A 21,244-nucleotide genomic window follows, 5' to 3' on the forward strand; every position below is an offset into this window, starting at 1 on the left:
CTTGGGGTTGGATGAAGGGGGAAACGACCGGGCCACGGCAGCCTCAGCCACCGGGCACGCCCAGCACGCGCACATGCACCAGGGCGTCGGGTGACAGGCTGGTGTCGCTGCTGCTGTAGAGCGCGTAGTCGATGGTCTGCACGCCCTGCGCGTCGGTGCTGCGGCCCAGTTCCCGGTGGGTGTCGGAGATCACCAGGCTGTCGCCGCTGTCGAGCTGCACCACCAGGTCGTGCCGGCTGTCGGTGATGGCCAGCACGCTGTTGAGGTCCAGGCTCACCGTGGCGCCGCCGGTGCCGTCGTCCACACGCACCGTCTCGATGTCGGTGGCGCGGCCCACCAGGCTGGACAGGTCCACCGCCAGGCCGGGCGCGGTGAGCTGCAGCACGTCCTCGCCGGTGCCACCGGCCGCCTGGGCCAGCGCGCTGGCATCGGCCGCCCGCAGCGTGTCGTTGCCGGCGCCGCCCAGCAGCGTGTCGGCACCGCCCACGGCGGTGAGCGTGTCGTTGGCCGCACCGCCGGTCAGCACGTTGTTGCCGGCGCCGCCGGTCAGCACGTTGGCGGCGGTGGCCGAGCCGGTGAGGTTCTCGATGCCCGACAGCACATCGCCCGCCGCGTCGCCGCTGCCCGACTGGCCCGTGGCCAGGCCCAGGTCCACGGTGACACCGGCGGTGCTGGCGCTGTAGTCGGCCATGTCGGTGCCCTCGCCGCCCATCAGCCAGTCGGCGCCGGCACTGCCCTGCAGGGTGTCGTTGCCAGCCGCACCCACCTGGATGTCGCGGCCGGTGGTGCCGGCCAGGGTGTCAGCCGCGGTGGTGCCGAAGTTGCCGGTGAGCGAGCCGTTGCTGAAGGTGAGGGTTTCGATCGACGTCAGGACGTCCGAGCCCATGTTGAGGCCCGAGCGGGTGTCGGCCACGCGGATCCAGCCGTCGCTGACATAGGTGATCGCGAAGTCGCTGGCCGTGCCGGTGCCTCGGTTGTCGGAGGCGGTCCACGACTGGAAGAACGAGACCCGGTCGGATCCTGCCCCTCCGTCAATCGTGTCGTTGCCTTCGCCACCGTCCAGGATGTCGTTGCCGGCACCACCGGTCAGCGTGTCGTTGCCGCCGGCACCGAAGACGCTGTCGACGCCCTCGTGACCGGTGAAGCTGTCGTCGCCACTGCCCAGGTCGAAGCCAATGGCACTGCTGGCCGCCGAAGCGACGACCGAGTCCGCGTAGCTGCTGAGATAGATTTTCTCGATGCTGCTGAAGGTGACGCCGCTGGCCGACCCGCCGAACACACCGGTCACATAGTTCAGGGTCAGGCTGGCTGCCCCGTTGAAGCCAACGGAGTCACTGCCGGCGCCACCGATGAATGTGTCGGCACCGCCCAGCCCGTAGAAGAAGTCATTCCCGCTGCCGCCAGTGAACACATTGGCGCCGCTGGTGCCGTACAAGGTGCTGGCCGCGGTGGCCGAACCGGTGACGTTCTCGATGCCGCTGAGGATGTCGCCCGCCGCATCGCCGCTGCCGGCCTGCGCGGTCGTCAATGCCAGGTTCACTGTGACGCCGGCGGTGCTGGCGCTGTAGTCGGCCACGTCGGTGCCGTCACCACCCATCAACCAGTCGGCGCCGGCGCTGCCGGTCAGCGTGTCGTTGCCGTCGCCGCCGACCTGCACGTCCTGGTTGGCCGTACCCGCAACAGTGTCTGCACCGGCGGTGCCACTGGCGACGTAGATGGTGGAGATGCCGCCGCTGCCGTCGTTGAACTTCAGCAGTTCCACATTGGTCAGCGTGTCCATGCCGTTGCCGGCGGTGCCACTGCGGGTGTCGGTCAAGATCAGAGCGTTGCCGGTACCTGCGGTCAGCGTCACCTGGGCCAGTGTGGTGTCCACCACGGTGCCGTTGGCCGTGTACCAGCTTGTGTCGGTGCCGGTGCCGCCGTCAATCGCGTCGTTGCCTTTCCCGCCGAAGGCGTCATCGTTGCCTCCGTTCAGCATCATCACGTCATCGCCTTCGAAGCCCCTGAAGCCGTCCCACGACTCGCTCCCGATCAGCGTGTCGCCCAGGGCCGTGCCGAACACGGAATCCACGCCGCTGAAGCTGAGCCCAGTCACCAGCGTGCCAGTGGCGGTTTGTGTCGCCAGATTGACAGTGACGGCGCCAAAGCCGCTGGCGTTGTTGAAACTGATGACATCTGCGCCGTCACCGCCCGTGAAGGTGATGTTTCCCGTGAACGACGAGACCAAGGTAAGGCTGTCAGCTCCCGTCCCACCGTCAAAGGTAAAGCCGGCGGCATCGATGGTTGAACCGCTGTTAACAGTGACAGAGTCGTTGCCAGCACCGCCAGCAACGAACTGGGTGCCCACGCCCAGCGTGACGATGTCGGTGTAGGCCGTTCCGACGAGGCGCTCGATGCCGCTGAGGATGTCGCCCGACGCGTCGCCCGTGCTGGTCTGCGCGGTGCTCAGCCGCAGGTCCACCGTCACCCCCGCCGTGCTGGCGCTGTAGTCCACCGTGTCGGTGCCGCTGCCGCCGAACAGCCAGTCGGCGCCGGCGCTGCCGGTGAGGGTGTCGTTGCCATCGCCACCCACCTGCACGTCACGGCCGGTGGTGCCGGCCAGGGTGTCGGCGGCCGAGGTGCCGAAGCGGCCCGTCACGTTGCCGTCGTAGAACGCGAAGGTCTCGACGTTGGTGACCTGGTCGGTGCCCATGGGGGTGCCGGTGCGCGTGTCCACCACCGTCACCCAGCCGCTGCCGGCATCGGTGAAGGTGAAGTCGGCGATGGCACCGATGTTCTGCGCCCCCAGGCTGCCCCAACTGATGAAGAAGTACGCGGTGTCGTTGCCGGCGCCACCGTCGATGGTGTCGTTGCCGTCCCAGCCCCATAGGCTGTCATCCCCCCCCAGGCCGCTCAACGTGTCTGCTCCGCCGCCGCCGTACAGCAGATTGGATGCAGCGTTGCCCGTGAGCACGTCGTCGCCGCCACCGGCGTCAACCGTCGACACCAGGGCTGCGTCGCTCAAGGTAATGTTGTCGGCGTAACTCGTCGTGAAGAACTTCTCGATGCCGATGTAGACATCGCCCGCGGCCTCGCCCGTCTGGGTTCCGCTGATGAGGTTGATGGTGATGCCCGCCGTCGCCAACTGATAGCCAACCGAATCGCCCCCGGCTCCGCCATTGAAGGTGTCATTGCCACCACCGGATGAGTAGAAGAGGTCGTTGCCGCTGCCGCCCGTCAGCACGTTGTCGCTGCTGTTGCCGTACAGGATGTTGGCCGCCGTGGCCGAACCAGTGACGTTCTCGATGCCGCTCAGGATGTCGCCCGACGCATCGCCCGTGCTGGTCTGCGCGGTGCTCAATCGCAGGTCCACGGTCACCCCCGCCGTGCTGGCGCTGTAGTTGGCGGTGTCGGTGCCGTCGCCACCCATCAGCCAGTCGGCGCCGGCGCTGCCGGCCAGTGTGTCGTTGCCGTCGCCGCCCACCAGCACGTCCTGGTTAGTGGTGCCGGCCAGGGTGTCGGCGCCGGCGGTGCCGTTGGTGATGTAGACCAAGGCCTGGCCACCGGCACCGTCGTTGAACCTCAACTGCTCCACATTGGTCAGCGTGTCCACCCCGTTGCCGGCGGTGCCGCTGCGGGTGTCGGTCACGATCAGCGCGTTGCCGGTTCCGGCCGTCAGCGTCACCTGGGCCAGCGTGGTGTCCACCACCGTGCCGCTGCCGGTGTACCAAGCGGTGTCGACGTCGCTGCCACCGTCGATGGTGTCATTGCCCTTGCCGCCGAAGGCGTTGTCGCTACCGCCATTCAGCGTCATCACGTCGTCGCCTTCACCACCCTTGATTTCATCGAAGGTGTTGCTGCCGACGAAGGTGTCGGCCGAAGCGGTGCCGAAGACGATCTCCACCCCGCTGAAGGTGAGCCCGGTGGCCAGCGTGCCGGTGGCCGTCTGCGTCATGAGGTTGACGCTGACGCCGCCATAGCCACCTGCAATAAACATGAGTTGATCCAGGTCCGATCCGCCCTGGAAGTTGACGGTGTTCAACAAGAGGCCTTCAATGGACAGGGTGTTGGTGCCCGAGCCAGCGTTGAAGGTGAAGGCCGCCTGGCTGCCCAGGCCGCTGGAGATGATGACGGTGTCATTGCCGGCACCGCCCGTGATGGCTGTGGTGATGCTTCCGATGCGGAAGTTGTTGTTCAAGCCACTGCCCACCACCGCCTCGATGCCGCTGAGGATGTCGCCCGAGGCGTCGCCAGAGCTGGTCTGTGCGGTGTTCAGGCGCAGGTCCACCGTCACACCCGCCGTGCTGGCGCTGTAGTCGACGGTGTCAGTGCCCTCGCCGCCAAACAACCAGTCGGCGCCTGCGCTGCCGGTCAGGGTGTCGTTGCCCAGGCCGCCCACCTGCACGTCGCGGTCGGTGGTGCCGGCCAGGGTGTCGTTGCCGGTGGTGCCGAAGTTGCCTCTCAGGTTGACGTCGTAGAAGTTCAGCACCTCCACATTGGTCACCAGGTCCACACCCATGGTGTAGGTGGCGGTGCGGTTGTCGGTGAACCGCACCCAGCCATTGCCGGCGTCGGCCAAGGTGAAGTCTGCGATCGTGCCGCTGGCCAGTGAATGGCCGGCGCCATACCAACTCTCGATGAACCTCACCGAGTCTGTGCCGGCGCCTCCATCGATCGTGTCATTGCCTGCGCTGCCGTAGAGCGTGTCGTTCCCACCATTCCCGCTGATCGTGTCGTTGCCGATGGATCCCACCACGTTGTCGGCCAGGTCACTGCCGATGATGGTGTCGTCGCCGCCTCCCGCGTCAATGCTGTAGATCGAGCCATCCAAGGTGATCGTGTCCGCATAGTCGGTACCGAACACCTTCTCGATGCCGCTGAAGGTGTCGCCCGTGGCATCGCCCGAGTGCACACCGGTCACCAGGTTCAGGGTCAGCCCGGCGGCGGTGCCGCTGTAGGACACCACGTCGTAGGAGCCGCCTGCACCCACAAAGGTGTCGGCACCGGCGCCGCCGATGAAGTAGTCGTCCAGGCTGCCGCCGACGAGCACGTTGTTGCCAGCGTTGCCCACCAGGGTGTTGGCCGCGGTGGCCGAACCGGTGACGTTCTCGATGCCCACCAGCACATCGCCCGCCGACCAGGTGCTGGTGGTGGTTCCCCAGACGCCGGTCTGGCTGCCGGTCAAGCGCAGATCCACCACCAGCGCGCTCGACGCCGCCGCATAGCTGACGGTGTCGGTGCCGTCGCCGCCCACGATCACGTCGGCATCGGCGGTGGCGGTCAGGGTGTCGTTGCCGGATGTGCCCTGCACCACCGTCAGCGTGGTGTCGGTGAACACCAGGCGTTCCACGTTGGTCAGCGTGTCGGTGCCGTTGCCGTTGGTGCCGGTGCGCGTGTCGGTGACCACCACCTGGCCGGCGCTGTTGCCGCTGATGGTGAACTGCGCGCGGGTGCCGGCCACGCCGGTGGCGGTCTCGTTGTTGTAGATGACGCGGTCCCCGCCGTCGCCACCGTCAATGAAATCATCGCCGCGGCCGCCGGAGAGGTCGTCTGCGCCACCCATGCCATAGAGGCTGTCGTTGCCGTCGTAGCCACGCAGGAAGTTGTAGCCGGCGCTGCCGGTCAGGCTGTCCGCGAACGAAGTACCTGCGACGCTCTCAATCACATCGCCCAGCGTGCTGCCTTCGGCAATGCCTCCACTGATGGTCTGTGCTCCCAGGTTGAGCGTGACGCCTGCGCCGCCCACCGTGGTGTTGTTGAAGTTCAGGATGTCCAGCCCGTCACCACCGATCAGGATGGGACGCAGGTTGGCGGCGCTGAACACGTACAGGGCGTCATCGCCCGTCCCTCCGTCCAGGGTCACATTGATACCTGCTGATGCGTAAAGGCTATCCACCCCCGACGCACCCTCCAGCCGCACGGTGTTGTTGCCCGAGGCCAAGCTGTCGGCATAGGCCGAGCCCACCAACACCTCGATGCCGGTGAGCAGGTCGCCCGAGGCAAAGCCGGTGCTGGTCTGCGCCGTGCTCTGGTTCAGCGACACCGTGACGCCGGCGGTGGAGGCCGCGTAGCTGACGGTGTCGGTGCCGGCACCGCCGGTGAAGGTGTTGACCTCGGCATTGGCCACGAACACGTCGTCGTAGGCCGAGCCGGTGACGTTCTCGATGCTGACCAGGGTGTCGCCGGTGGCGTCCCCGCCGCTGGCCGTGGCCGTCGCCAGGTTGATGGTCACGGCTGCGGTGCTCAGGCTGTAGTCGGCCGTGTCACTGCCACCGCCGCCGTCCAGCGTGTCGGCGCCGACCAGGCCGGCCAGGGTGTCGTCGCCGGCCCCACCGCTGAGGGTGTTGGCGTCGGCATTGCCGATCAGGGTGTCGGCCTGCGAAGAGCCCTGCAAATTGGTGATGCCGACGAGCACATCGCCCGAGGCATCGCCCGCGCTGACCTGCGCGCCGGTGAGGCGCAGGTCCACGGTCACGCCGGCGGTGCTGCCCAGGTAGCTGGCGGTGTCTGTGCCGCCGCCGCCGGTGAGAGTGTCGGCACCTGCGCCGCCGGTGAGCACGTTGTCGCCGGCGTCGCCGGTCAGGTTGTCGGCGAAGGCGCTGCCGATCAGGTTCTCGATGCCGCTGAGCACGTCGCCCGAGGCGTCGCCGGCGCTGGTCTGCGCGCCGGTGAGCCCCAGATTGACAGTGACGCCAGCGGTCGAGCTGGCATAGCTGGCCGTGTCGTTGCCGTCGCCGCCGACCAGTGTGTCGGCCCCAGCGCCGCCTTGCAGCATGTCGTTGCCTGCACCGCCGCTCAGGATGTTGGCGGTTGTGCTGCCCACCAGGGTGTCTGCGCCGCTGCCGCCGGTGGCGTTCTCGATGCTGGTGAGCGTGGCCTCCGCGCTGAACAGCGAAGAGGCTGTGCTGTAGCCGCTGGCCGAGGCCAGCTTGGCGATGTCGCTGGCGCTCAGCGCGTCGTCGCTGATGACCAGATCGTCGAACTGGCCGGTGGTGGCACCGTCGTTGGAGTAGTTGGACTTGCCCAGGTAATTGCTGGTGCGCGTGACCGTGCTCAGCGCACTGGTCAGCGTCGTGCTGCCGGCCAACGTGCCGTTGACATACAGCTGCATGGTGGTGCCATTGACCACTGCGGCCACATGCATCCAACTGCCTGTGGTGATGGCGGTGGCATCGCTGCGGACAATGCCGGCAGTCGTCCCTCCGTTCAGCGCAAGCAGGTACAACTGGTTGCCCGTTCCAGATCGAGACAAGAGGATGTTGTTGTTGCCGGCGCCGTTGCCGAAGTCGAACACCCGGCTCTGGGCCGTCACGGTGTCGAAGCGCACCCAGGTCGCGATGGTGAAGGTGCTGTCCAGCGTCAGGCTGCCCACCAGCCCGTACGCTTGGGTGGCGTAGGTGGTGCCGGTATTGGCCAGCGTGAGCGCGTTGCCGTGGGTGGCCATGCCGGCGTCCAGCGTGGCGCCGTTCACCAGCGTGAGCGTGGCATTGACGGTGCCGTTGCTCGATGTGGTGACGTTGCTGCTGGCGCTGCTGAAGTCGTAGACGTTGACAGCCGTGGTGGCACTGGCCAGGCCCACTGTGCCGGCGGCCAGGTTGATGGCCAGCGCCGCGCTGCTGGCGCTGCCGTCCACCGTGTCGCTGCCGCCCGCGCCATCCAGGCGATCGACCCCGCCGCTGAGGTAGAGGGTGTTGTTGCCGCCGTTGCCCGTGAGCGTGTCGTTGAAGCTGCTGCCGCGCAGGTTCTCCACATTGCGCAGCAGGTCGCCGGCAGCGTCGCCCGCGCTGCCGCTGCCCATGCCGTCGCCGCGGTCCAGCGTCACCGTCACGCCGCTGGCGCTGTCGGCGTAGCTCACGGTGTCGGTGCCGTCGCCCCCGTCGATGGTGTTGGCGGCGCTGCCCGAGGTGATGGTGTCGTTGCCGCTGCCGCCCAGCGCGTTCTCGAAGCCGCTGACCACATCGCCCTCGGCGTCGCCGCCGCTGACGGCCTGGGTGCCCAGGTGGATGCGCACGCCGGTGGTGTCGCCGGCGTAGCTGAGCGTGTCGCTGCCCAGGCCGCCCTGCAGCACGTCGGCGCCGGCGCCGCCTTCGATGACGTTGTCGCCGTCGTCGCCGGTCAGGGTGTCCACCAGCGCGCTGCCCACCAGGTTCTCGATGCCGATCAGCGTGTCGCCGGCGGCAAAGCCCACGCCCAGCTGCGGCGTGGCCAGCCCCAGGTTGACGGTGACGCCGGCCGTGGAGGCGCTGTAGCGCACCGTGTCGCGGCCGCTGCCGCCGGTGATGACGTTGGCCGAGCCGTTGGCGGTGATGGTGTCGTCGCCGCTGGTGCCGATGACGTTCTCGACGTTGTTCACCACATCGCCCGCGGCGTCGCCGCCGCTGCTGGCGCCGCCGGTCAGGTCCACGCGCACGGCGCCGGCGCTGGCGCTGTAATCCACGGTGTCGATGCCGCCGGCCCCGTCCAGGGTGTCGGCGCCCGCCCCGCCGATCAGCAGGTTGTTGTTGGCGTCGCCGCTCAGGGTGTCGGCATAGGCGCTGCCGATGAGGTTCTCCACCCGCACCAGCACGTCGCCCTGGGCGTCGCCGCCCACGCCGGCGCTGCCGCCCAGGCCGATGGTGACGCCGCTGGCGCTGGCCGCGTAGCTCACCGTGTCGGAGCCGCCGCCGCCGTCGATGCGGTTGGCATTGCCGTCACCCACCAGGGTGTCGGCCATGTCGCTGCCGGTCAGGTTCTCGATGCTGCTGTAGCTGTCGCCCGCCGCGTCGCCGGTGTTGGTGCCGGGGTTCAGCAGGCTGGCGGTCACGCCGGCCGAGGCACCGGCGTAGCTGGCGGTGTCGCTGCCGCTGCCGCCCACCAGGGTGTCGGCGCCGCGGCCGCCTTCCAGCACGTCGTCGCCGGCGTCGCCGTCCAGGCGGTTGTCGCCGGCGTCGCCGGTCAAGGTGTCGGCATAGAAGCTGCCGCGCAGGTGCTCGATGCCGCCCAGCACGTCGCCGGCCGCATCGCCGGCGCTGGATTGCGCGCCGCTGAGGTTGAGGTTGACGGTCACGCCCACGGCGCTGCCGGCATAGCTGGCGGTGTCGTCGCCCAGGCCGCCTTGCAGGGTGTCGGCCCCGGCGCCGCCGATCAGCGTGTCGTTGCCAGCGCCGCCGTCCAGGCTGTCCTGGCCTTCGCCGCCGTCCAGCGCGTCGTCGCCGCCCCAGCCGGCCAGCGCGTTGTTGTCGCCGTTGCCGGTGAGGTTGTCGCCCAGGTCCGAGCCGCCCAGGTTCTCGATGCCGATGAAGCTGTCGCCCGCCGCATCGCCACCGGCGGCCACGCTGGCGCCCAGGTTGACGGTGACGGCCGCGCTGCTGCTGCGGTAGTCGGCCCAGTCGCTGCCGGCGCCGCCGCTCAGCACGTCGGCCCCACCGCCGCCGCTGAGGTGGTCGTCGCCCAGGCCGCCTTGCAGGGTGTTGGCATCGGCATTGCCGGCCAGGGTGTCGGCCAGCGCGCTGCCGCTCAGGTTCTCGAAGCCGCTGATCGCATCGCCATCGGCGTCACCGCCGCTGGCCGCGCCGGTGCCCAGGTTGACGCTGACGCCTTCGGTGCTGCCGGCGTAGCTGAGCGTGTCGTTGCCGTCGCCGCCCTCCAGCGTGTCGGCGCCGGCGCCGCCTTCGATCAGGTCGCCGCCGCCGCCGCCACGGATGATGTTGGCCAGGCCGGTGCCCACCAGCGTGTCGCTGAAGTTGCTGCCGGTGATGTGCTCGATGCTGCTGAAGGTGTCGCCCTCGGCATCGCCGCCGGTGCCCACGTTGTCGCGCAGGTTCACCGTCACGCCGGCGCTGCTGCCGCTGTAGCTGGCGGTGTCGTTGCCGCTGCCGCCGATCAGCGCGTCGGCACCACCGCCGCCGGTCAGCACGTCGTTGCCCGCGCCGCCGCTCAGCACATTGGCATCGCCGTCGCCGGTCAGGGTGTCGCCATAGGCGCTGCCGGTCAGGTTCTCGATGCCCAGCAGGGTGTCGCCGGCCGCGTCGCCGCCGCTGGCGGTGTGCGTGTCGAGGTTGACGTTGACCGAGGCCGACGAGCCCGCATAGCTGGCCGTGTCGGCCCCGGCGCCGCCCTGCAGCGTGTCGGCGCCTTCGCCGCCTTCGAGCACGTCGTTGCCCGCGCCGCCGTCCAGCAGGTTGTCGCTGGCATTGCCCTGAAGGCTGTCGGCCAGGCCGCTGCCCACCAGGTTCTCGATCTCGCCGAGCACGTCGCCCTCGGCATCACCGCCCACGCCGGTGCTGCCGCCCAGGCTCACCGTCACGCCGCTGGCCGAGCGGGCGTAGGTGGCCGTGTCGTTGCCGCTGCCGCCGGTCAGCGTGTCGGCGCCGCCGCAGCCTTCCAGCACGTCGTCGCCGCCGCCGCCGGTGAGCACGTTGGCGCTGGCATTGCCGCGCAGGGTGTCGTTGCCGGCACCGCCGGTCACGCCCTCGATCTCGCTGAGCGTGTCGCCGGTGGCATCGCCGCCGCTGGCCGTGCCGGCGTCCAGGTCCACCACCACGGCGGTGCTGCCGGCGTAGCTGGCGATGTCGTCGCCCAGGCCGCCGCGCAGCTCGTCGCCGCCCGCGCCGCCCAGCAGCAGGTCGTCGCCGGCGCCGCCGTCCAGCACGTTGGCGCCGCTGTTGCCGGTCAGGCGGTCGGCCAATGCGCTGCCGGTGAGGTTCTCGATGTTGGCCAGGCTGTCGCCCTCGGCATCGCCGCCCACGCCGGGGCCGCCCACCAGGCTGACGGTGACGCCCGCGCTGCTGTTGGCATAGGTGACGGTGTCGGTGCCGGTGCCGCCGTCCAGCACGTCGGCGCCCGCGCCGCCGTCCAGCACATCGTTGCCGGCGCCGCTTTCCAGGCGGTTGACGTCGGTGCCGCCCACCAGGGTGTCGGCCAGCGCGCTGCCGACCACGTTCTCCACGCCGCTCAGGCGGTCGCCCTCGGCATCGCCGCCGGCGCCCGTGCCGCTGGCCAGGTTGACGCTGACGCCCGCGGCCGAGGCCGCGTAGGTGACGGTGTCGCTGCCATCGCCACCCACCAGGGTGTCGGCGCCGGCGCCGCCGTCCAGCAGGTCGTTGCCGGCGCCGCCGTCCAGGCGGTTGACGGCCTCGGTGCCGCTCAGCGTGTCGGCCAGTGCCGAGCCGATCAGGTTCTCGATCGAATCCAGCGCATCGCCTTCGGCATCGCCGCCCTGGGCGCTGTTGGCCGCCAGGTTGACGCGCACCGCCGCGCTGGAGCCGGCATAGCTGGCCGTGTCGCTGCCCTCGCCGCCCAGCAGGGTGTCGGCGCCGTCGCCGCCTTCGAGCACGTCGTTGCCGGCGCCGCCGTCCAGGCGGTTGGCGCGGCCGTCACCGCTCAGCACATCGGCGTAGGCCGAGCCGCTGAGGTGCTCGATGCTGGCCAGGGTGTCGCCCTCGGCATCGCCGCCCAAGCCGGTGCCGCGGGCCAGGCTGACGTTCACGCCCTCGCCGCTGCCGGCGTAGCTGGCGGTGTCGTTGCCGTCGCCGCCGGTCAGGGTGTCGGCGCTGCCGCCGCCTTCCAGCCAGTCGTTGCCGGCACCGCCGTCCAGGCGGTTGGCGGTGCCGTCGCCGGTCAGCGTGTCGGCCTGGGCCGAGCCGGTGAGGTTCTCGAAGCCACTGATGGCATCGCCCTCGGCATCACCGCCGCTGGCGCTGTTGACGCGCAGGTTGACGGCCACGCCGCTGCTGCTGCCGGCGTAGCTGAGGGTGTCGTTGCCCTGGCCGCCATCCAGCGTGTCGGCACCCGCGCCGCCGCTGATCAGGTCGTTGCCGGCGCCGCCGCTCAGCACGTTGGCCGCGTCGCTGCCGTACAGCGCATCGGCCAGCGCGCTGCCGATCAGGTTCTCGATGGCCGTCAGCACATCGCCCGCGGCCACGCCGCCGCTGGCGGTGCCGTTGGCCAGGTCCACGCTGACGCCCAGGTCGGATCCGGCGTAGGTGACGGTGTCGGTGCCGTCGCCGCCGGCCAGGGTGTCGGCCCCGGCGCCGCCGTCGAGCAGGTCGTTGCCCGCGCCGCCGCTCAGGCTGTTGGCCTCGGCATCGCCCACCAGGGTGTCGGCGTAGGCCGAGCCCACCAGGTTCTCGATGCCGCTGAGGGTGTCGCCCTGCGCGTCGCCGCCGCTGCCGGTGCCGCTGTCCAGGCTGACGCTGACGCCCGCGCCCGAGCTGGCGTAGGTGGCCGTGTCGCTGCCGTCGCCACCCACCAGGGTGTCGGCGCCGGCGCGGCCGTCGAGCAGGTCGTTGCCCGCGCCGCCGTCCAGCAGGTTGGTGCCGGCGTCGCCGCGCAGCGTGTCGTTGCCGCTGCCGCCGGTCACACCCTCGATGCCGCTGAAGCTGTCGCCCGCCGCATCGCCGCCGGTGGCGGTGCCGCCGGCCAGGTCCACCACCACGGCGGTGCTGCCGGCGTAGCTGGCGGTGTCGGTGCCGTCGCCGCCGCGCAGCTCATCGGCGCCGGCGCCGCCCTGCAGCACATCGTCGCCGGCGCCGCCGTCCAGCAGGTTGCCGTTGGCGTCGCCGGTCAGGCGGTCGGACCAGGCGCTGCCGGTGAGGTTCTCGATGCCGCTCAGCGTGTCGCCCTGTGCATGGCCACCGCTGCCGGTGCCCACGCCGCCCGCGCCCGCCAGGTTGACGGTGACGCCGGCATCGCTGTTGGCGTAGCTGGCGGTGTCGGTGCCCGCGCCGCCCACCAGTGCATCGGCCCCGGCGCCGCCTTCGAGCTGGTCGTTGCCGTCGCCGCCGTCCAGGCGGTTGTCACGCAGGTCGCCGGTCAGGCGGTCGGCCAGTGCGCTGCCGATCAGGTTCTCCACCTCGCTGAGGCGGTCGCCATCGGCATCGCCACCGCTGCCGGTGCCAGCGGCCAGGCTGACAATCACGGACGCGTACGACGCCGCATAGGTGGCCGTGTCCACCCCCTCGCCGCCGGTCAGCGTGTCGGCCCCGCCGCCGCCGTCCAGCGTGTCGTTGCCGGCGCCGCCGCTCAGCTGGTTGGCGGCGTTGTTGCCCACCAGCGTGTCGGCAAAGGCCGAGCCACCCAGGTTCTCGATGCCGCTCAGGCTGTCGCCCGCGGCGTCGCCGCCGCTGGTGGCGCCGCTGGCCAGGTCGATGCTGACGCCGGCGCTGGAGCCGCTGTAGCGCGCGGTGTCGCTGCCGGCGCCGCCGATCAGCGTGTCGGCGCCCGCGCCGCCTTCCAGGGTGTCGTTGCCATCGCCGCCATCCAGGCGGTTGTTGCCGTCGCCGCCGCTGAGGCTGTCGGCCCCGGCGCTGCCCAGCAGGTTCTCGATGGCCGTGAGCGTGTCGCCCTCGGCGTCACCCCCCTGGCCGCTGCCATCGGCCAGGCTGACGGTGACGGCCTCGGCGCTGCCGGCGTAGCTGGCGGTGTCGGTGCCGCTGCCGCCGTCCAGCGCGTCGGCGCCGGCCCCGCCGGTGAGCACGTCGTTGCCGGCGCCGGCGGTCAGCGCGTTGTCCTGGCCGTCGCCGGTCAGCGTGTCGGCATAGGCCGAGCCGGTGAGGTTCTCGATGCCGCGCAGCGTGTCGCCGGCGGCGTCGCCGCCAGCGGCGCTGCCCAGGCCGCCGTTGGCCGACAGGTCGACCTGCACGCCGGCGCTGGAGGCGCTGTAGCTGGCGGTGTCGACGCCGTCGCCACCAGTCAGCGTGTCGGCGCCCGCGCCGCCCTGCAGCACGTCGTTGCCCTGGCCGCCATCGAGCAGGTTGTCGCCCTGGTCGCCGGTGAGGCGGTCGTCGCGGCCGCTGCCCACCAGGTTCTCGATGCCCGACAGCACATCGCCCGCGGCATCGCCGCTGCTGCTCTGCGCGCCGGTGTTGGACAGGTCGACGCTGACGCCCACCGTCGCACCGGCGTACACCGCGGTGTCGTTGCCCGCGCCGCCGATCAGCGTGTCGGCGCCGGCGCCACCGCTCAGGCGGTCGTTGCCGGCGCCGCCGTCGATCAGGTTCGCGCCCGCATCGCCGCTCAGCGTGTCGTCGTAGGCGCTGCCCAGCAGGTTCTCGATGCCGCTGAGGCTGTCGCCCGCGGCCTCGCCCTGCGTGCCGGCGCCCAGGCCGTTGTCGCCGGCCAGGGTGACGGTCACAGCGCCACCGGCCTGCGTGTAGCTGGCCGTGTCGGTGCCTTCGCCGCCCACCAGGGTGTCGCTGCCCAGGCCGCCTTCGAGCCGGTCGTCGCCCGCGCCGCCGTCCAGGCGGTTGGCCTCGTCGTTGCCCACCAGGGTGTCGGCCTGCGCGCCGCCCAGCAGGTTCTCGATGCTGCTGTAGGTGTCGCCCTGGGCGTCGCCGCCGGTGCCGATGCCCGTGGCCAGGCTGACGCTGACGCCGGCCTGCGAGCTGGCGTAGCTGGCGGTGTCGCTGCCGCTGCCGCCCAGCAGCGTGTCGTCGCCGCCGCGGCCTTCCAGCACGTCGTCGCCGGCACCGCCGTCCAGCCGGTTGCTGCCGGCATCGCCCGCCAGGCGGTCGTCGCGGGCCGAGCCGGTCAGGTCCTCGATGTTGCTGAGCACATCGCCCTCGGCATCGCCGCCCGTGCCACGGCCGCTGGCCAGGCTGACGGTGACGCCCTGGGCCGAGGCCGCGTAGCTGAGCAGGTCGCGGCCGCTGCCGCCGTCGATCGTGTCGGCACCGGCGCCGCCGTCCAGCGTGTCGTCGCCGGCGCCACCGTCCAGGCGGTTGTCCTGGCGGTCGCCGGTCAGGGTGTCGGCAAAGGCCGAGCCCACCACGTTCTCGATGCTGGTCAGGCGGTCGCCCTGGGCATCGCCGCCCTGGGCCAGGCCGGTGTCGAGGTTGATCACCACGGCCTGGGCCGACACGGCGTAGCTGGCCGTGTCGCTGCCGTCGCCACCGTCGATCGTGTCGGCGCCGCCGCGGCCGTCCAGCAGGTCGTCGCCCGCGCCGCCGGCCAGGCGGTTGGCGCCGCCGTCGCCAGTCAGGCTGTCGGCGTAGGCACTGCCGCTGAGGTGCTCGATGCTGCTGAAAGTGTCGCCCGCGGCATCGCCCGCGCTGCCGCCGCCGGCCAGCAGGCTGGCGCTGACGCCGGCACCGGCATGGGCGTAGCTGGCGGTGTCGTCGCCATCGCCGCCCTGCAGCACGTCGGCCCCGGCCCCGCCTTCCAGTTCGTCGTCGCCCAGGCCGCCCTGCAGGCGGTTGGCCGCGCTGTTGCCGCGCAGGCTGTCGCCCAGCGCACTGCCCACCAGGTTCTCCACGCGGTTGAGCACGTCGCCCTCGGCGTCGCCGCCGGTGCTGGCCTCGCTGGCGCTGCCGTCGTTGAGCAGCACCTGCACGGCGCGCGTGCTGGTGGCGTAGGTGGCGGTGTCGGTGCCGTCGCCGCCGTCGATCACGTCGGCACCGCTGCCGCCGCTGAGTTCGTCGTCGCCCGCGCCGCCGCGCAGCGTGTCGCTGCCGCTGCCGGCCTCGATGCGGTCATTGCCGCCGTTGCCCTCCAGCACGTTGGCGCTGGTGCTGCCCAGCAGCACGTCGTCGTACTCGGTGCCGGCCACCCCTTCGATGCTGGCCAGGGTGTCGCCGGTGGCGTCGCCGCCGGTGGCGGTGCCGGCGGCCAGGTCCACCGTCACGGCCTGCGCGCTGTGGCTGTAGTCGGCGATGTCCAGGCCGTCGCCGCCCTTGAGCGTGTCGGCACCGCCGGCGCCCTCCAGCCGGTCGTTGCCGCGACCGCCTTCCAGCGTGTTGGCACCGCCGTCGCCCAGCAGCAGGTCGCTGTAGCGGCTGCCCAGCAGGTTCTCGATGCCGATCAGCGTGTCGCCGTCGGCGTCGCCGCCGGTGTTGGCCTGGCTGCCGCTGAGGTCGACATGCACGCCTTCGGTGGACTGGCTGTAGTCGGCGGTGTCGCTGTCGTCGCCGCCGTCCAGCGTGTCGGCACCGGCGCCGCCCACCAGGGTGTCGTTGCCGGCCATGCCGCGCAGCACGTCGTCACCGGGCGCGGCCATCAGGATGTTGGCGTTGGCATCGCCGATCAGCTCGTCGCTGTACTCGGAGCCTTCCAGGTTCTCGATGCTGCTGAAGCTGTCGCCCGCGGCGTCGCCGGTGTTGAGCGCCGGATTGCTCAGGCTGACGCGCACGCCGCTGGTGGCGTCCACATAGCTGGCCGTGTCGCTGCCGGCGCCGCCGATCAGCGTGTCGGCACCGCCTTCGCCGTACAGGTAGTCGTTGCCGGCGCTGCCGTCCAGCGTGTTGGCGTCGGCGTTGCCGGTCAGTTCGTCGGCCTGCGTGCTGCCCACCAGGTTCTGGATGTCCTCGAGCCGGTCGCCCTCGGCATCGCCGCCGGCGCCCTCGCCGGTGGTCAGGCTCACCTGCACCCCCAGTGCCGATCCGGTGTAGGTGGCGGTGTTGTGGCCTGCGCCGCCCTGCAGCGTGTCGGCGCCGGCCCCGCCGTCCAGCAGGTCGTCGCCGCCGCGGCCGTCCAGCGTGTTGGCGTCGGCGTTGCCGGTGAGCTTGTCGGCCAGGGCCGAGCCCTCCAGCGCCTCGAAGCCGCTGAGGCTGTCGCCCTCGGCATCGCCGCCGGCCCCGGTGGCACCGGCCACCAGGCTGACCGTGACGCCCACGGTGGACGCGGCGTAGGACGCGGTGTCGAAGCCGTCGCCGCCGGCGAGCGTGTCGGCACCGGCCCGGCCTTCCACGGTGTCGTCGCCTGCCCCGCCCTGGATGGTGTTGGCCGCGGCGTCGCCGCGCAGCGTGTCGGCATGGTCGCTGCCCACCAGGCGCTCGATGCCGTCGAAGGTGTCGCCCGCCGCATCGCCACCACTGGCAGTGCCGCCGGCCAGGTCCACCGACACGGCGGCCGACGAGCCGGCGTAGCTGGCCGTGTCCTGCCCGGTGCCGCCCAGCAGGCGGTCGGCGCCGGCGCCGCCCACCAGCACATCGTTGCCCGCGCCACCGTCGAGCGTGTCATTGCCCGCGTCGCCGTAGACCAGGTCATGGCCCACGCCGGCGGCCACCACGTCGTTGCCGGCCCCGGCATGGATCTCGTCGCCCAGGCCGTAGGCCGGCAGCACGATGCCCGTGACGCCGTTGGCGCTGTAGACCATGTCGGCCGCGCTGGTCACGTCCTGCACGATGACCGGGATGGTCTTGGTGCCGCTGATCGCGTTGCCTTCCATCTGGCCCGAGGCGGTGATCGTCAGCTCGAAGGTGCGCGGCGTGAAGCCCTGGCCGTCGGCGGCCACGGCGTACTGCAGCTGGATGCTCAGGTTGTTGGCCAGCGCCGTGCCATCGGCGGGCACGGTCAGCTTCCAGGTGGTTCCGCTCAGCGTGGCGCCCACCACCGTCATGTCGGTGGGCACGCCGGAGATCTCCACCGAGGCCAGCGTCACCGTGCTGCGGCCGCTGAAGCCCAGGTCCACGCCACGCACCCAGCCGGTGCCCACCAGCGTGGGGTTGTCGCCAGTGATGCGGTCGTCGCCGCCGGTGCCGGTGATCACCTCGCGGGCGGCCTGCGCCTCGGCCGACAGGTCGGTGGCCGAGGCCAGGCTGCCGCCGCCACCGGTGATGGTGGTCACGCCGTCGCCGCCGGTGCTGCTGGTCTGGCCGGTGATGTTGCGCGCCGTGGCGGTGATCGAGATGGTGTCAGCCGGCGGCGGCGGTGCGGCCGGCGAAGGCGCCGACGGCGGGGACGCTGCGGCCTCGCCCTGCCCGCGCGAGATCACCAGCGTGGGTGCGGCCGCCGGGGCCTCGCCCTTGAACTCGGACTTGCCGCTCTCCTTGGCCGTCAGGTCGGGCACGCTGATGCCCTGCGGCGACGGGGCCGGGGTGGGCTGCACCGCCGGGGTGTCGCTGGCCGCCGCCGGGGCGGTGTCACTGGCTTCGGCGTCGGCGGCCGTGGCGCGCTTCTTCGTGCCGTCGGTGTCGGCGCCGGCCTCGGTGGCGTTGCGCGAGGGCGTCATCGCCACCCGTGTGGCGGCATCGGCCAGCACCACGCGGCCGATGCTGGCGAACAGGTCGGCCGCCGCCATCGGCGCGCCACCGGCCAGCACCAGCTTCAGGTCTGGCGTGGTCATCAGCCGCATGGCCATGTCGCGCAGCACATGCTGCGTGCCGTCCTGCAGGACCAGCAACATGTCGGTACCGACCACCGCGATCCGGGCGATGCCCGAGCGCGGGATGTCCAGCTGCAGAACGCCAGACTCAGGGACGTTGTGAACGATGGGCGCGGAGTTCTTGCTCACGATCGAGGATCCGACGGTGTGTGAGCTCGACTTCCGCGCGCTGCTTGCGGAAGGTTGGCCGAACTTGAATGCGGCCACTCACACGGTACGCAGATCCCATTTTTCGAGAACCCCCTACAGGGCTAACCCGTGAAAAACGCACCATTGAACGCGTATTAACCGGGTTATTGAGCGATCGACATCCATCGATCTGGACTAGGCACGCCACGCGAAGCGCCACCCTGCCGGCACGGCGGGTGGCACTCCCTGGAGAGACCTTGTCTGCTGCGGCGACTATGTCAGCCGCTCAGATGAGTACGCAACTATCAGATCTGATGGAAACGCCGGAACCACGGGTCGCCACCCGGTCCGTCGGGGCCGCCACGGCCTGGCTGGCCGGCCATCGCCGCGCCGTCGGCCTGCGCGACCGGATCGAAGAAGCGGTCCTTCGCGATCAGGGCCTGCACGCCCTCCTGGTGCGCGCGCTGCACCAGCTCGGCATTGCAATTGCCCGACACCAGGTACAGCTGCCCGCCATGGCGTCCGCCACGCGCCGCGGCCAGCACGTCGAAGCCGGTGGCATCGGGCAGGTGCACATCGCTGACCACGATGTCGAAGGCGGATGCGTGCGCGTCCATCAGCGCGCGGGCCTGGGTGGCCGTCTCGGCCAGCGTCACCTCGTAGCCGGCCGCGCCCAGCATGTGCTCGGCCAGCAGGCGCAGCACCGGATCGTCGTCGACATACAGCAGGCGGCGTGCGACCGGGCGCGGCTGGGTGGCGGTGGCGTCGGGCGGGCCAGCGGTGGGGCCAGCGGTCGCGCACGCGGGCGTGCACGCCGATGGGCACGCGGCAGCGCTCTCAGGTGGGGCATCGACGTCCGGCGCCTGCAGCGGCAGCAGCATCACCACGCGGGTGCCGCGGCCCGGTGCGCTGTCGATCTGCAACTGCCCGCCATGGTCACGCACGAAGCGGTCCACCATGGCCAGGCCCAGGCCGTGGCCGCCCTCGGCGCGGCGCGTGCTGTAGAACGGCTGGCAGGCCTGGGCGAGCGTCTGGCTGTCCATGCCCGGCCCGTCGTCCTGGATCACCACGCGCACCATGCCGGCCGGGTCGTGCGTCGGCTCGACCTGCAGCTGGATGTGGCCCGGGCGCTCGTCCATGGCCTGCAGCGCATTGCGGCACAGGTTGATCAGCGCGCGCAGGAAGCGGCTCGAATCCACCCGGGCCCGCTGCGGTGCGGCGGGGCGGCGCACGCTCAACCGCTGCCTGTCCGGCAGACCGGGGCGCAGCAGCTCGGCCACGTCTTCGAGCAGGGCGCCCAGGTCGCACGGCTCGCGGCGCTCGCCGCGCTGCCGATCGGGATCCAGCATCTGGTGCACCAGTTCGCGCGCCCGCGCGGCCGAGCGGCGCACCTGATCGGTCAGCGCCTGCAGCGGATGGTCGGGCGGCAGTTGCAGCGCCAGCTGGCCGATGGCCGCCAGCATGCTGGCGCTGACGCCGTTCAGGTCATGCGCCAGCATGCCCAGGGTGAGCTGCGACTCGCGCAGCGGGCCGCACCGGGCACTGCCGGGGCAATGCCACACGCCCGATTCCAGCAGCGGCACCGCCGTGGGCGCCGGTGGCGCCACGGGTGCTGCCACGCCGGCGATGCCTGCGTAGTCGTCGCGTTTCATAAAAACCCGGTGACACGCCGCCGCGGCGGCCTTGGTGACACACCGCGGGATGCCGCGGCGCCTTGAACTCCGGCCACTGAAAAAACCGTCTGGTGTCAATCAATTGTTGCCAGACTTGACGGTAGCATTTCTTACAAGTTGCCGAACTACAAGATCCGCTAGTTCTGCAGCACGCAACGCTGGAAGCGGAGCGGCTGGCCCGATCCGCCAGCCCGCACGCCTTGCAATCCGGGTAAGCGTCCTCGCCGTACACCCGAAAATCCCAGGAGAAACCAGGTTCTGCGCGGTACCAGAGATCGACCGCCGGCCACCGGGCCAGTCTGCATGCGCATCGCGCCGGCGCGCGCTGCAAAGCTGCAGCGCAAACAAGGCATTCGTGCACACCTTGTCACCAAGACACCCCCGACCAGGGCATGAAACTCGCTAACCCCTCCGCGTGTGTTGTGCACACGGCACAACGGACTGCAGGCCTCGGCCCCGGTCCACGTTCACCCCGTCAGCCTGTCACGCGCGCCTGCTGCACTGGCACCCCGGCGCAGCGCTACCCGCGCACCCGTCACCGACACACCTGCAGTACCGATGTCCAACGCCACTTCCGATGACCCGACACGCCCCCACGGACTGCCGCGGCTGATCGTGGCGCCCCAGATCGCCGAACTGGCCGGCTGCACCACCACGCGCGAGATGCGTGACGGCCTGAAGAAGCTGGCCTCGGCGCTGGGCTTCGATGTGGCGATCGCCGCGATCGAGGACTGGCGGGGCTTCGGCAGTCCGATCCGGCACCTGGTGAGCACACTGCCGGACGCCTGGAGCGAGATGTACCTGGCGCGTTCGCTGTACCGCCACAGCCCGGTGGTGCAGCACTGCCGCGCATCCACCGATGCGATGGTGTGGGTGGCCCAGCGCCGGATGCACGAGGCGCCCGAGTACTGGTCGACCGCACTGCAGCACGGCATGGCCGAGGGCGTGAGCCTGTCCAGCCACCGGCCGCAGTCGCTGGCCCTGCTGACGCTGGCGCGGCGCGAGGGCCCGTTCAGCGCCGCCGCCGACCCACCGGCGGTGCCGCTCGAATACAGCATGCTGCCGCGGATGGCGCACGACTGCCTGCTGAAGATCGTGCACGCCGAGCGCATGCCCATCGCCGAGCACCAGTTCTCCGATCGCGAGCTCGAGTGCCTGCACTGGTCGGCCCGCGGCAAGACCAGCGCCGAGACCGCCCAGCTGCTGCACCTGAGCGAAGCCACGGTCAACTTCCACCTGCAGCGCGTGATGGCCAAGCTGAGCGCCAGCAACCGGCAGCAGGCGGTGGCCATCGCCACCGCGATGGGCCTGTTCAACGATTCCCTGAAGCGCCACGGCCAGCAGGGTTGACCCCGCGCCGCAAGCGGGATCGATGAATGCCTGG

3 protein-coding genes are annotated in these 21,244 nt (G+C 71.1%); 1 reads left to right on the forward strand and 2 read right to left on the reverse strand.

Annotated elements, in window-relative coordinates; genetic code table 11:
* Positions 1-43: 43 nt before the first annotated feature.
* Together AACH10_RS03575 and AACH10_RS03580 are read right to left on the reverse strand one after the other, a co-directional pair.
* Positions 44-18,187, reverse strand: coding sequence for a beta strand repeat-containing protein (locus AACH10_RS03575; RefSeq protein ID WP_341408981.1), 18,144 nt, complete (start codon positions 18,185-18,187; stop codon positions 44-46).
* Between the two features lie 305 nt (positions 18,188-18,492).
* On the reverse strand, positions 18,493-19,839 hold the full coding sequence (locus AACH10_RS03580; RefSeq protein ID WP_341408982.1) for a hybrid sensor histidine kinase/response regulator: 1,347 nt from the start codon (positions 19,837-19,839) through the stop codon (positions 18,493-18,495).
* A 579-nt stretch (positions 19,840-20,418) separates the two neighbouring features.
* On the opposite strand from AACH10_RS03580, the gene AACH10_RS03585 reads away from it, so the two are divergent.
* Positions 20,419-21,210, forward strand: a complete 792-nt coding sequence (locus AACH10_RS03585) for an autoinducer binding domain-containing protein (protein ID WP_341408983.1) — start codon at positions 20,419-20,421, stop codon at positions 21,208-21,210.
* Positions 21,211-21,244: the final 34 nt, after the last annotated feature.

Origin of the sequence: Pseudaquabacterium inlustre (assembly GCF_038066595.1) — a bacterium.
Classification (GTDB): domain Bacteria; phylum Pseudomonadota; class Gammaproteobacteria; order Burkholderiales; family Burkholderiaceae_C; genus Pseudaquabacterium; species Pseudaquabacterium inlustre.

Excerpts from the sequence above, each read along its gene's own strand:
- AACH10_RS03580 (WP_341408982.1), bottom strand. The coding sequence starts at position 19,839 with ATGAAACGCGACGACTACGCAGGCATCGCCGGCGTGGCAGCACCCGTG.
- AACH10_RS03585 (WP_341408983.1), top strand. The coding sequence starts at position 20,419 with ATGTCCAACGCCACTTCCGATGACCCGACACGCCCCCACGGACTGCCG.